A 13,881-nucleotide genomic window follows, 5' to 3' on the forward strand; every position below is an offset into this window, starting at 1 on the left:
CAGTACTGCCGGATAGACTTTTCTTAGCAGCGACTTAGAAACGACTATGGAGGAAAGGAGTCGGACAACGTGGATAAGGTGCTCTCCAATAAAAAGATAATCGCACTCTATGTACTGCCATCACTGCTTCTCATTTTGGGCGTCGTGTACATTCCGATCATACTTACCGGCTACTACGGCTTGAATAAATGGAATGGCATCAGCGCCATGAGTTACATCGGTTTTGAAAACTATCTGGCTCTAGCGAAGGATAGCGCTTTTTGGAGCAGTGCCTGGCACTCGCTTCTGCTGGCTTTGTTCTCTACGCTCAGCTTAGTAATTTATCTGGCTGTAGCTATGGTTCTTGCTACCCGTATCAAAGGGGCGAACCTGTTCCGTAAAATCTATTTGATCCCGATGCTGTTGTCGTCGGTTGCGATTGCGCAATTGTGGCTAAAAATTTATCATCCGACCAATGGGATCGTAAACAGCTTTTTGCAATCTATCGGTATTGCTAATCCTCCTGCATGGCTTGCAGACACATCGCTGGTACTGCCTGCACTGTTCATTCCGATTCTGTGGCAATATGCGGGTTTTTATATTTTGATCTACTACGCAGCTCTGAAGAATATTCCGGCTTCCCTGGAGGAAGCGGCGAAGATCGACGGTGCGAACGCACTGCAAATTGCTTGGAAAATCAAGCTTCCGCTTGCGATGGAAGTAATCAAGGTTACGATCGTTCTTGCCGTTGTCGGGTCGCTGAAATATTTTGACCTGATCTATGTCATGACCGACGGCGGACCTAACGGCGCCAGTGAGGTTATGGCCTCGTACATGTATCGTGTAGCTTTCCGGGCTCATGATTTTGGCTATGGCAGCGCGATCGGGTTCTTCCTGCTCGTCATCTGTCTGATCATTACTTGGGTCATTCGCAAATTAACCGCAACGAAAGATACTATTCAATATTCCTAAGGAGGGACACTTCATGATATCTGGAACCGCAGGACAGCTTCAGAGCGGGCCGGCTAGCTCGGGGGCAGCCCTTGGACGTAAAATAGGCTACGGCATCTTGTATGTTATTCTGATTCTTGTAGCTGTTCTTCAAATACTGCCGCTCGTATGGCTGCTGTTCTTCTCGCTTAAAAACAATCAGGAAGTGTTCAACCTTCCGCCGTTCTCGCTCCCGATGGACCCTAAATGGGCAAACTATAGCAAGGTATGGAACGCGGGGAATATTAATGTGTACTTCTTGAACAGCGTATGGGTTACTGTGTTGGCGACCGCGCTCACAGTCCTCCTGGGCAGTCTGGTCACGTATGCCGTGACGAGAATGAAGTGGAAGGGAAGCTCCTTCGTGCTTGGCCTGTTTATGGTCGCAATGATGATTCCTGTCCATTCGACGCTTATTCCTTTGTTTAGCGTATATAACAAAATCGGGTTGACGGATCATCCGTTGTCGCTCATATTCTCCTATGTTGCGTTCAATATGCCGATTACGATCATGATTCTGCTGGGCTTCTACTATGCGCTGCCGCGCGAGGTAGAGGAGGCCGCCGTCATCGACGGCTGCTCGGTGAACCGGATGTTCGCGCAAATCGTATTTCCTATGACGAGCTCCGTGCTGGCCACAACAGCGATCATCAACATGATCTATAACTGGAACGAGTTTATTTTCGTAAATACGTTCATTAGCTCCGATATCTACAAGACCCTGACGGTTGGCGTACAGAACTTCATCGGTCAATATACGACGGACTGGGGTGCGATCGGCGCTACCCTAATGATCAGCATTCTGCCGATCCTGATCACCTTCCTGTTCCTTAGCGACAAGATCGTCGAAGGGATCGCCGCTGGTTCGGTTAAGGGTTAAGTTGTAACAGAAACAGTAAGAAGCCGTGATTAAAGTAATGTTATAGCAGTAACTGACTGTTAAGAAATGTTATAGCTAAGCTGTATGTGAAAAAGAACCTGGGCGAATCCGGGTTCTTTATTCTTTTTGAGGCAAGGATCGGCGTGCTAACGGTCATTGGTTCCGCTATAGCATTGGCGGATTTGCAGATCTAACGGACACAGGAGCCCCTATTGTGCCTAAAAGTCACGTAAAAAAGACGATTAAAGGCAAATAGAGTCCCTGGTGTCCGTTAGGGTTGGGACAGTATTTTTTTGGGGAGAATAGCGTCTCTTGTGTCCGTAAGGATTCAGTGGGGAGTCGAACCACAAATAGACAACGAGTAACAACGGGCAGCCAACTGAAAGTTGTGAGTAACCACGGACACACCGCAGACAACGAGCTAACCTCACACCAGCCGAGTAGAGTGATCAACCACAAAACAGGCCGCCCATGGATACACATATCCTTGGACGGCCTGTTGTTCACATTAATTGTTCTTGTAGACGAAGTAGTCGAAGTCGGCTGGCTCGTTCTGGCCGGAAGTGTCCTGGCACTGCATGCCCACGAATGCTCCTGTGAAGAAGCCTCCGCCTTGGATGTAGTCGTCCGACAGCTTGTAAGAATAGAAGTTGATCGGAATGACAGTCCAATTGGCTCCATCGAACGAATAGGAGTAACGGTACACATCAGTCTCAACGTCTACGCGCAGGTACACGTACTGGACGTCCTCGGGAATCGTGATTTCATTGCCTTGCAGCGGTGCAGAGAACGTAAAGTTGTCGCATGCCACGATTTCCAGGATTCTGCCCTTGTCCTCATTCCAGGAGATTTGGCAGGAGGTCCAGTTCTGGGTGTTGTAGTAATTGACTAACCCGGCAGACTGCTGGAATGTCGTCGGATTGAACGCAACCTTAGTTTCCGCCGTGAAGTTGAAATGCTGCCAGCGTCTAGCAATGAACGCCTGCGTAAATTTGGACGTCAGCGATTCCTTGCCGTACAGACGCAGATGACCTGGTTTGTCAGTAAGCGAAACGATATTCTCGCCGAGCGGAATCCGCAGGCTCTGGAAGTGGAGGTTCAGCTTGTCGCTGTCGAAATCATCTTTCTCCGGGAAATCGGGCTCCCACTTAACTTCCGGAATGTTAGGCCCTTCGATTTGCAGGGAAGGCTGATTGCCGCCCACGACGTAAGGCCAGTCGTTCTTCCATTCCAAGCGCTGAATAGCCGTCTCTCTGCCCAGCGGGCAGTAGCCGCGAGGGTCGAGCAATGGCTGCCCTTCCCGGGACAACGGTCTTCCCGTCAGGTGAACAAGGAACCATTCGTCGGTATGCGTCTGCACGATCGAGGCATGTCCTGCCTTTTGCAGCGGGTTGCGCGGTACGGCAAATGACGAGATCAGCGGGTTATCCGGATGTACCTCGTAAGGGCCGCGCAGATTTTTGGATCGTGCAAGCGTTGCGCAGTGATCGTATTTGGTGCCGCCTTCGGCCGTCAACAAATAGTAGTAGCCGTTGATTTTGTACAAGTGCGGCGCTTCCGTTAGTTTAATATCGGTTCCTTTGAAAATAACTTCCCGCTTGCCAACCAGCTTCTTCTCACTGGCGTTGTACTCTTGAAGTACGATGCCATAGAAGCTGTGATGGCCGACGCGCTGATCCCACAGCATGTTGACCAGATATTTCTTGCCATCCTCATCATGGAACAACGATGGATCAAAGCCGGAGCTGTTCAAATAAATCGGCTCGGACCATTCGCCGTCGATCGTATCGCAGGTCACGAGATAGTTATGGCAGTCTTTCCATTGGCCTTCGGTCACTTTTACGTCCGTGTAAATGAGCCAGAATTGACCGTCCGCGTAGGACAGCTGAGGTGCCCAGATTCCGCCGGAATCCGGATTGCCCATCATGTTGAGCTGGCTTAAGCGGTTCAGAGGTCTCGTTACCAGCCGCCAGTTCTTCAAATCCTTCGAGTGGTAAATGCCCACGCCTGGGAACCATTCGAAGGTGGATACGGCAATATAGTAGTCTTCTCCAACACGACAAATGCTCGGGTCCGGGTTGAAGCCCGTCAAAATCGGGTTTTGAATGATAGCCATGCCTTTTGCTCCTTTATAGGTTATTTGGAAAAGATGGGAGTCGAATAATTGAGGTTCACACAGATAAATTACCCATTTCCACAAATGGCATACGGGCACTATATCTATGTTACAATAACTATATTGTATCAATCTTATATGAAGCTTCCCATATCCATTGTATGTGGTTTTTTACCCAAATCAATTAAATTTGTCGGCTGTGAGGAATGATTGTAAAGGAGTCTGGTGCTATGGAGATCAAAACCGATCGCATGAGAAGAGAAATGATGCTGCCCGATATGGAATCCACCTTCCGCGTATTTGCCGCACACTGGCGCACGGTCGACCGGGATTGGAAGTATCCTTCCCATAAGCATCCCCTGTTCGAGGTCAATCTAGTTCTGTCCGGTACGCAGGAAATGAAGGTCAATCGAACAGTCTATGTGCAGCAGCCGGGTGATCTGCTCCTGCTCGGACCGGATGACGTGCATGAAAGCCGGGTGCTCGGCGAAGAGGAGATGACGTATTATTGCGTGCATTTTGACGTGGATGAAAGGGCCTTCCGCGAATTGTTATATCGCAACGAAGCCTGCTATCATGCTGCGGGAAGCGAACTGGCATCAGCGATCCGCCCTGCGCTGGACAAGCTGATCGCTCTTACGTCGGAGGAGGCTGTGGTCCGCGTAGAATCCCGCATGGCAGCATTGTCTGCGTTGTTCGAGCTGTTTGCGGGAATTAGCGGCACGCTTGGCAGGCGGGACGGCGATGCTCCGCCCTCGCGGATGTCTCAGACCGCTTCCGAGGTTGCTGCTTTACTGGAGCAAGCCGTGGATGAAACAGCGGAAGGCACCCGCGATGGCCGGGACATGGAGACGATTGAGTCGATCGCTGCGGCAGTAGGCTACAGCCCCTCTTCGGTGAACCGGATGTTTACATCGGTATTTGGCGTGTCCCCGCGGCAGTATATGTCCAACTTGATGCTCAAGAAGTCCAAGCTGCTGCTAATGGATCCCGAGCTAACGATCGAGGAAGTTTCGCATAGGCTGGGCTACAAGAATATCGCCCATTTCAGCCGCCAGTTCAAGCGTTGGACCGGAGAATCGCCAAGCCATTTCCGGGGGCGGTTTCATAATTAGGGCTTTTATGTGTGGTTCAGGAATTAATATTTACAGCAGTAAAAAAATAACATATACTCCTTACTGTTTGGCATTTCAATAGGATTGACCCATAAATCGGTAAGGAGTGATTTTTCCGTTGGATCAGAACCAAATCCCTAGTCCGAGCCCCAGTTCGGACCCGAATTTCAAAGCCCCAGTTCCTGGGCCTCCTCCATGGAGAAATTACAATGGTCCGCCAGTTCCTCCAGAGCCGCAATATTCGCGGGTAGAAGCGACCGCCCGCAGCTACGGATCTGGCATCGTCTTTAGACGGTGGGCCGCTACGATGATAGACCTGGTTACTTTTGTGGGGATTCTCTTTACGATGCTCTCTTTTAACAATCCGTATTTGGCCCCGGTATTTATGGGTTTCCTGCTGCTGTATCATCTTTTGCTTGAAGGCTTTACGGGCTTCACAGTGGGAAAATTCATTGTCCGCATTCAGGCTGTTAGAGAGGATGGAAGGCCGCCGGGATTGCTTAAGTCCTTGATTCGGACGCTGCTCCGCCTGGTCGAGACGAATCCTGCGTTATTTGGGGCCATACCTGCGGGAATATGCGCTTTGGCCACAAAGAAGAAGCAGCGTCTAGGGGATATGGCCGCCAATACATATGTGTTAAAAGTGTCGGATTTAAAGTTCAAGGAGCCGAGCCGCAGGGCCAAAATTACGCTTACGGTGATATTCTCCGTCATTATTTGCCTGGCAGTAATACCGAACGTGATTGCCTTGACCATAACTGGTTATCCGGAGTCTAAGCCGGCAAGCGTTGTACATAGAAGTGAAGATGGTCAGTTTCAAATAACGGATGGATTAGGGTTAAAGCGTGATTCTTCGACAATCAAAGAGATTGACGCGAATCTGGCAATATCCAATTATTGGGGCAGTAAAGGTATTGTCGTATTTACATATCCAAAAGAGGAATTTAATGCGGATGTTACGCTAGAGGATTTTTACTTAGCCATGAAGGAGGAAAGGCTGGGTGCAGCGACGACCGTTATCCAGGACCGGATGACCCGAATAAACGGCGATGAGGCTTACGAATTGACCTACCGGGAGAAGGTCGACGGAGATGATTACATTTATATTGCGGCATTTGTAGCTACACCGGAGCATTTTCATGAAGTCATCGCCATTACGGAAAAACGGTATTACGAGGAAGACCGGTCTAAGCTTCGCGCAACCATAGCTACCTTCAAGGAAACGAGCGGCGATACATAAATTATGCTTCAGCCAGGATTGCCCCAAGGTCAAAATATATGACCTATTGGGGCAGTTATTTTTTATAGCTCTCCCCTCGCTTTCTGGAGGATCTGGGCGAGTGGCCGGTCACCTTTTTAAACATTTTCGAGAACAGAAACGGGTCGGTATAGCCGACAGAGCGCGATACATCGCTGATAGTAAGCTCGGGGTTGCGGAGCAGCTCGATGGCTCGGTTCATCCGATATTCCAGCAAAAAGGTTTGCAAAGAGACGCCGAACTGTGTCTTGAACAGCCCGGATAAATAAGTCCGGTCTAGCCCGACGGAACGGGCGATGTCCATGACGGTAATTTTTTGGCTGTAGCTCCGCTCAATCCATTCAATGGCTTTGCTCACATAGACTTCTTTGGAGTGGGAGGCCTTAGGCTCCAGCGCGGCATCCGGTGAACAGGAAATCAGTTCGGCCATCATGCGGTAAACGATACTCTGAATCAGAACGTCCCCGCCGCGTTCCAAGCGGGCAGCTGCGAGATCGTCGTAGAAGGTTTTGAATAGGCGGCTGTTTGTTTGAAAAATAGGGCTGACCAGGGAGAGGCCGGCCCGCTGCAGCAAGGATTTGACATGGAGCCCTCTGAAGCCGATCCAGGAATATGTCCATGGGCTGGCCTTGTCAGCTTCATAGTGGACCAGGGTATCGGGAGGAATAAGGAAGCCATCACCAGATTGCAGTTCATAGGTCTGGCCGCCGAGATGAAACCGCCCCGCACCTTCAAGGACGTAGTGGATAATGTAGCAGTCGCGCAGTCCGGGACCCCAGGCATGGCCGGACAGGCATTCCTCCATGCCAAAGAATAGCAGGCTGAGATCCATTTGGCTCTGAAAGGTTTCGTTAAAGTGAACGATGTTGATACGGCTCATTTTGCTGTTTTCCCTCTTTCCGTACCGACTCGCCGTATGCAGCACCGTGTATTGCGCTGCATGACGGTGAATAGCCGATCGCTTGTTAATGCATGTTACATGCATTATAACAGGTATGACATTGAATACAACCGAAGGAAACAGGTTAGTAAATGGGATTATGACATGTTTAAGTGAGAATGAACCATGTTCAGTCTACTGCTTTGCGCATATAGTTAAGTTACATTTAACGAATGATGGAGGCGATGGAGCAGTGGCTAAAATTACATTTTTGGGCGCAGGAAGTACGGTATTTGTCAAAAACGTTCTTGGAGACGTCATGCTGACCGAATCTCTGCAGGGCTTTGAACTCGCTTTATTTGATATTGATATGGAGCGGCTAAAGGATTCGGAGAACCTGCTCAACAGCATGAAGCAATCGCTCGGCAGTACCTGTGTTGTAAAGGCTTACAGCGATCGGAAGGAAGCGCTTCGGGGCGCGAAGTATGTCATTAACGCGATTCAAGTGGGGGGATACGACCCTTGCACGATTACCGATTTTGAAATCCCGAAAAAATATGGACTGCGGCAGACGATTGCCGATACGCTGGGGATCGGCGGCATATTCCGCAACTTACGGACGATTCCGGTGATGCTCGACTTCGCAAGGGATATGCGGGAGGTATGTCCGGATGCTTGGTTCTTAAATTATACGAACCCGATGGCGGTACTGACGAATGTCATGAATACAGTGGGCGGAATCAAGACTGTCGGCTTGTGCCATAGCGTCCAGAAATGCATTCCGGAACTGTTTGGAGCGCTTGGCTTGAGCGAGGAAGGTCTGGAGACGAAGATAGCCGGGATCAATCATATGGCCTGGCTGCTGGAGGTGAAGCGGGACGGCAAGGATCTGTACCCGGAAATCCGCAGGCTGGCCGCCGAGAAGCAGAAGGAGAGCCACCATGATATGGTGCGCTTTGAGCTGATGCTGCGCTTCGGCTACTATGTCACGGAATCTTCGGAGCATAATGCTGAATATCATCCGTATTTTATTAAACGTAATTATCCCGAGCTGATCGAGCGCTTCAATATTCCGCTGGATGAGTATCCGCGGCGCTGCATAGCTCAAATTGAAGGCTGGAAGGAGCAGCGGGAAAGGTTGTTTGCCAGCGAAAGCATCGAGCATACCCGCAGTCTGGAATACGCTTCATATATTCTGGAGGCGATGGAGACGAACCGTCCGTACAAAATTGGGGGCAACGTCATGAACACAGGCCTGATTACCAACCTGCCGCAGGAAGCCTGCGTCGAGGTGCCGTGCCTGGTCGATGCTTCGGGCATTACGCCGACCTATGTCGGAGCGCTGCCGCCACAGCTTGCCGCATTGAACCGGACGAATATTAATACGCAGCTGCTGACGATCGAAGCGGCGGTTACCGGAAAGAAGGAGCATATCTATCATGCGGCACTGCTTGATCCGCACACAGCTGCAGAGCTCTCGATCGACGACATCGTGGCGATGTGTGACGACTTGATCGAAGCCCATGGAGACTGGCTGCCGAAGTTTCAATAGTGGCTTCACCTCTAACTATTGACGGTGGCTGGTAAACCCTGGTACTATTTGAACAATTGGCGAAGAACGTCCTCAATCACTTTTAGGTGGTTTGGGGGCGTTTTTTTATTTTAAAATTCGGTGGAGTAGGAGGAGCTGTCTGTGATGATGAGTTTTCAGGAAGCCCACACAGCATTTATTCAGAGCCATTTGGGCCGTCGAACCGGTGAGCGAAAAAGCAGGCTGGAAAGAGGGCATGGACATGGAGAGATTCTTTTTGCAGACAATGTATGGTGCCATTAAAAGGAGGTTTTGATGGCCTTCATTCTGAATACGAAGTGCTCGATTGGCGCGGGAGGTCGTATTTTGCCGATTATGTCTTTGATCCGATGTTAAGCCGGTTGGTGATCGAAATTAAGGGATTTGGCGAGCATGTTACCAACATGGATCGCAAAAAGTATTGCAACGAACTCAAGCGGGAAGCGTTTTTGGCCGGTATGGGATTTCAAGTTATTTCATTCGCTTCCGATGATGTGGCGTATCAGCCGGCAGTCTGCATTTACTTGCTGCGTATGGTGCTGAGCCGATTCGAAACGTCGAATAAGCAGGTGGAACGGATTTTTTTCGCGGATCAAGAGATCATTCGCTACGCTATCTTTCTAGCCCGACCAATTCGTCCGATTGATATCGCGGAACATTTCTCGATCAACCATCGCACCGCGCTCGGCCATTTGAAGCGACTATGTCAGAAGGGTTGGCTAAAGCCGGCCTATCGCGGGACAGGACAACGCATTTTGTACTATGAATTAACGAGGCAAGGGATTGATGGGTTGGACAGGGGGCTTAATTAGCCGTACATCGGTATTGGCCGTATTTGGCCATGCTTGTACGAAACTGTAATCATGCTTGTGCGTGGTCGTAATTGTACGTGGTCATGCTTGTTCTTAGGCATGCTTGTGCATGGGGCATGTTAGTTTTATCTAGATATGTTAGTCTGGTTACCGGGGTTGAGGATGAATCCGGGTACTACATGCATTTTATACAACTAATTAGCCTCCTTTATCAAAAAGCAATCGTGCTAAATGCAGATCATGCAGTTAGTTTGGCTGAATTAGGTTGAATCGTCATATTTATCTCAAACTAAGTGTAGGTTCTACAGTTAGTTGCCGCCAACTCGGCAAAACTCGGTGAACTAACTGTATGAAATGCATCTATATCTAGATACCTCGCTAATCTAGTCATACCCGTCATCACTGCCATCATCGCTATCAGACTATCCTAATGTCACCAGTTCTACTAGCCGTTGTCACCATCCAGACAACACCCAAACAGATAAAAGGGCTCCCTTGCTCAATAACGAGCGAGGAAGCCCATAGCCGCTATGGTAACGCAGACTTACATGTTAAAACGCGAACAAGATGATTTACGCCTAAGTTCATGCTAGAAGTTCATATAGATGAATTCCTGCGTCTCGCCGGAGAAGAATAAGACGCCGATCACGATAGCTATAATGACAATGGCTCCGCCGACCGCTGTTCCCAGCATCATCAGTGCTCGGCCGATCCGATGGCTGAGGCGGTTGGCTTTGGTCTTGGCGAGCTTGGCGCTACGAGTTTGTAATTCCATATTGCGTCAACTTCTTATAGAGAATTTCGCCGAACATTTTGTTGCCTTCATCCAGCATATGGGACGGATCGCGATAAAATTTATGCGGAATCGTATTATCCTTCCCTTTGTTGAATTCGATGTAGGAATAACCTCTAGACTCGATCAGCTCCTGATAGGCTCCCATCACTTTATTGTAATCTTCCCAGTTCAGCAGCTTCTTCTTGGTGAGATGCTCTTTATCCAGCGGAGCCGAGTAGAAGACGGCCTTCTTGTTATGCTCCTGCAGTAGGTCCAGCGTTTTCTCAATCATGAACAAGCCGAAGCTGTCATCTTTATTGAACGGTTTGTTCCATGTGTATAGTTTTTTGAAGTGCTCTTCGATTTCTTCTTTGTGTTTGTCCTGCATTTTATCGAATGCGGTGTACATCGGAGCATAGCTCGGCGTTACGCCGTTCTTCTTGTCCAGCTCGCTCTTGATTTCCCGGCGGATTTTCTCCATCGGAGTGCGCGTTTTGAACAGCTTGTAGCTAATCACATCGCGATCGTGGTACAGGTTCCAATTGCTCAGAAAATGGGACGTCGCCCAGTTATGGATGTCGCTTGGAAGCGACTGGCGGTTCTTATCGGGAAAATCGTTCAGCCAGCTCCGCGGAATGTTCTGATCCAATTTCGTAATGAGAGACGGATACACCGTTACGTTAGACTCGTTATCCGAGACGACGGCAATCCCATAGTTGATTTCATAGACGACATAATCGACCTTGTCGATAATTGAGGCCAGCACGGCGTAGGTCTCTGTAAATCTGCCGCCTGTCAGGCCAAAGTTGAGCACCTGTTTGTCCTTGAGATGAACCTGCATCACCCCGGCGGAGGTATTGGCTCCCTTCATGACAGTCGTGCCGTAAACGGTAGAAGGACCGAAAATACCGACCGTCTGCTTCCCGTTATCCGGCTGCTCATTTAAATATTCGATCCATAGCGGGGTATAGACGATGGAGTCGTAAGCCGGCACACGCAGTTCCTTCTTCGCGTGAGTCACGACGTCTTCCTTCATATGGTCGACAATCGGGCTTGCCCCGTCGCTGATACCGATCAAGCCCGCGATCGCAAGCGAGACCATCATGACGGTAACCGTCTTGTTCATAAATAAATTAGACATTGGTAATCCTCACTTTCATTTAAGCTATTTTAGCGTAAGCCCAGCAAGCGAAGCATGAGATCCCATCCGTCGACGATCGGCAGAATGAAGAATACCCGGCTGATCGTCACGCCAAAGAAGGTGATCAGAATGGCGATTACCGTTGTTCCCGGCTTCAGCCAATTCGGAACGGGCTTTAATTTCGGCTTGATTTGCTTCACATGGAAGCGATGGATGCACAGCATGACGCCGTGGAACATTCCCCAGACGACGAAATTCCAGGCGGCTCCGTGCCAGAGCCCCGACACGGTCATCGTGGCCATCAGGTTCAGATAGACTCTTGGAGCAGGCACGCGGCTGCCCCCGAGCGGGAAATACACATAACGCGTGAGCCAGGAGCCGAGTGAGATATGCCACCGGTTCCAGAACTCGGCGATGCTGCGGGCCAGGTATGGAAACCGGAAGTTCTCCGGAATGACAATACCGAACAGTCGTGCCGTACCGATCGCGATGTCTGAATAACCCGAGAAGTCAAAATAAATGACAAACGTATAGGCGATCAGCGAAATCCATAGAGTTCCGGTATCCGCGCCGGCAATTCCGGCTTTAGAGTATACCGGCTGGGCGAGCAAATCAATCGTTCCGGCCAGCACCAGCTTCTTGAACATACCGAACCCGATTCGGGTGATCCCGATCAGGATATGGTCGATATGGAACTTCGCTTTAATCTGCGGGTAGAACACCTGGAATTGCTTGATCGGGCCGGCTACCATCGTCGGGAAAAAGAAGATAAACGACAGCAATCCTTCCGGTCTGTGCTCCGGCAAATTTCCGCGTTTGCGTTCCACCAGGTAATGAATGAGCTCAAACGTAAAATATGAAATTCCTAAGGGGAGAACGATTTGTTCGGCCTTCGGAAAAAAAGGCTGCTGCATGAATGCGAACAGGTCGTTCAGCGTATCCAGCAGCATATTTGTATATTTGAAGTAGCCGAGCACGAGAATGACCCCGATGATCGCAGCGGGGTAAATCCAGCGTTTACTCCATTTGGCTGCGGCTTTGACGATGAGGATCGCGATGACGACCTCCGCCAGCAGCAGGAACAGGTAGGAGCCTGCGTAGTAATAATAAAAGGTGACGCCTGCGGCGAACAGCACCCAGGGTCTGATTCGATGCGGCATAATGTGATACGTGACGACAGCCACGAGCACGAACAGCCAGTATATCCAGTCCGTATAAATCATAATATTCTGATTCCACCATCCAAAGTTTGTATACTGTCTCTCCTATTACTGCTTGTTCATGATAGCACAACATTAGCGCATCCGGTTATATCAAAATTCGCTAAATGCTCCAATTATCTGAAAGATGATCAGGCACCAGTATACAAAATTCGTCAATTTACACGGTGAATCCTTCTTTTTTGGTATAAAAAATGGCTCCTGCCTTTGGTCTATAAAATTAGACGCTTTTCCGGAGAAAAAGTTTCCAGGATTTGCGAGCTGCCGATAGATATGCACAAAAATACCCCGCCCGGCATACAATACGAGTAAATCGCCTAGGAGGTGGGGCCGTGATTATTACGTTCAATATGAGGGCTGGCCGGCTCGACCAGCTTGCATCGTCAGAATTATACCGGAGCATTATTGCCCAGAAGAGACAGACTCAGGTCGTTTATACGTACCGCTCGCCAGAGGCGCTGGATTTTGAACTGGCGATGAGAGGAGCGATCGTACAGGCTGCTAGGGATTTTCACGCGGGAGGTGCCCAATTCGCAACCTTCAAAAATTCAAGAGCCAACGAGAGCTTTTGGACCCGCATGCCTAATGGAGGCCTTCGGCTTAGAGAGGAAGTGCTGCCATCGGACGCAATCAGAGATATCTTCAATAATGGCGGGAGGTATGCCATGGAGTGCGCGACGGCTATGGTGGTCATCCTCTATAAAGGTGTGTTGGATACGATTGGCGATAAAGCCTTCAATCGTCATTTTAATCAGCTGGTGCTCTATGATTGGCAGTATGACAGCGACCTTCAGTTGACCCGCACCCCGCAGGCTGCAGCCGGAGACGTCGTTTATTTCGAGAACCCGGATTTCAATCCGGAAACCCCGGAATGGCAGGGAGAGAACGCCATATTATTGGATGATCATCTGTACTTCGGCCATGGGCTGGGCATTAAATCGGCTGACGCCATCATCAATGCATTAAATGGGCGGAGAAAGTCTGGAAGCTCGACCTCTGCTTATCTGTCGGATTTGGTCGTTCATCCGGATTTTGAATATATCCGGCGGCTTCAAGAACGGGAAGAATCCCACTCTTAATCGACAGAATAAAACAATTATTAACAAAAATACAAATAAACTTCATAATATAAAATATTTTTCTAG

At 49.5% G+C, this 13,881-nt stretch carries 12 protein-coding genes; 7 read left to right on the plus strand and 5 right to left on the minus strand.

Annotation, left to right across the window (positions count from 1 at the left end; genetic code table 11):
- Positions 1–69 precede the first annotated feature (69 nt).
- Positions 70–951, plus strand: a complete 882-nt coding sequence (locus tag GNP95_RS14620) for a carbohydrate ABC transporter permease (RefSeq protein WP_330163454.1) — start codon at positions 70–72, stop codon at positions 949–951.
- Between the two features lie 13 nt (positions 952–964).
- Entirely contained in the window at positions 965–1,849 is an 885-nt protein-coding gene (locus GNP95_RS14625; RefSeq protein WP_155611611.1) for a carbohydrate ABC transporter permease, read from the plus strand.
- A 508-nt stretch (positions 1,850–2,357) separates the two neighbouring features.
- Here GNP95_RS14625 and GNP95_RS14630 read toward each other — a convergent pair.
- Positions 2,358–3,965 carry a glycoside hydrolase family 43 protein gene (locus tag GNP95_RS14630; RefSeq protein ID WP_155611612.1) on the minus strand — a complete coding sequence of 536 codons (1,608 nt, stop codon included), beginning with the start codon at positions 3,963–3,965 and terminating at the stop codon, positions 2,358–2,360.
- Positions 3,966–4,195: 230 nt separating this feature from the next.
- On the opposite strand from GNP95_RS14630, the gene GNP95_RS14635 reads away from it, so the two are divergent.
- Together GNP95_RS14635 and GNP95_RS14640 are read left to right on the plus strand one after the other, a co-directional pair.
- The gene (locus GNP95_RS14635; RefSeq protein ID WP_155611613.1) at positions 4,196–5,080 is read left to right on the plus strand and encodes an AraC family transcriptional regulator; all 885 of its coding nucleotides are present in this window, start codon (positions 4,196–4,198) and stop codon (positions 5,078–5,080) included.
- A 118-nt stretch (positions 5,081–5,198) separates the two neighbouring features.
- Positions 5,199–6,320, plus strand: coding sequence for an RDD family protein (locus GNP95_RS14640; protein WP_155611614.1), 1,122 nt, complete (start codon positions 5,199–5,201; stop codon positions 6,318–6,320).
- A 55-nt stretch (positions 6,321–6,375) separates the two neighbouring features.
- On the opposite strand, the gene GNP95_RS14645 is transcribed toward GNP95_RS14640, so the two are convergent.
- Positions 6,376–7,218: an AraC family transcriptional regulator gene (locus GNP95_RS14645; RefSeq protein WP_155611615.1), complete on the minus strand. Its 843-nt coding sequence runs from the start codon at positions 7,216–7,218 to the stop codon at positions 6,376–6,378.
- 253 nt (positions 7,219–7,471) lie between these two features.
- Here GNP95_RS14645 and melA point away from each other — a divergent pair, with 253 nt between their 5' ends.
- A complete protein-coding gene (gene melA / locus GNP95_RS14650; protein WP_330163455.1) occupies positions 7,472–8,770 on the plus strand; it encodes an alpha-glucosidase/alpha-galactosidase in 1,299 nt (432 codons plus the stop codon).
- Positions 8,771–9,039: 269 nt separating this feature from the next.
- On the plus strand, positions 9,040–9,600 hold the full coding sequence (locus GNP95_RS14655) for a DUF559 domain-containing protein (protein ID WP_230873826.1): 561 nt from the start codon (positions 9,040–9,042) through the stop codon (positions 9,598–9,600).
- Between the two features lie 589 nt (positions 9,601–10,189).
- Here the strand turns inward: GNP95_RS14655 and GNP95_RS14660 are convergent.
- The 3 genes from GNP95_RS14660 to GNP95_RS14670 are packed head-to-tail and all read right to left on the minus strand — an operon-like array spanning position 10,190 to position 12,739.
- Positions 10,190–10,375, minus strand: a complete 186-nt coding sequence (locus GNP95_RS14660) for a hypothetical protein (RefSeq protein WP_155611616.1) — start codon at positions 10,373–10,375, stop codon at positions 10,190–10,192.
- Positions 10,356–11,501, minus strand: coding sequence for a DUF1574 domain-containing protein (locus GNP95_RS14665; protein ID WP_230873827.1), 1,146 nt, complete (start codon positions 11,499–11,501; stop codon positions 10,356–10,358). Before GNP95_RS14665 ends, GNP95_RS14660 begins: the two co-directional genes overlap by 20 nt.
- Before the next feature lie 44 nt (positions 11,502–11,545).
- Positions 11,546–12,739 (minus strand): MBOAT family O-acyltransferase, encoded by a 1,194-nt coding sequence (locus tag GNP95_RS14670; RefSeq protein ID WP_155611618.1) that lies wholly within the window; start codon positions 12,737–12,739, stop codon positions 11,546–11,548.
- Positions 12,740–13,068: 329 nt separating this feature from the next.
- On the opposite strand from GNP95_RS14670, the gene GNP95_RS14675 reads away from it, so the two are divergent.
- A complete protein-coding gene (locus GNP95_RS14675; protein WP_330163456.1) occupies positions 13,069–13,815 on the plus strand; it encodes a protein-glutamine gamma-glutamyltransferase in 747 nt (248 codons plus the stop codon).
- Positions 13,816–13,881: the final 66 nt, after the last annotated feature.

The organism is Paenibacillus woosongensis (assembly GCF_009725165.1).
Taxonomy (GTDB): Bacteria; Bacillota; Bacilli; order Paenibacillales; family Paenibacillaceae; genus Fontibacillus; species Fontibacillus woosongensis.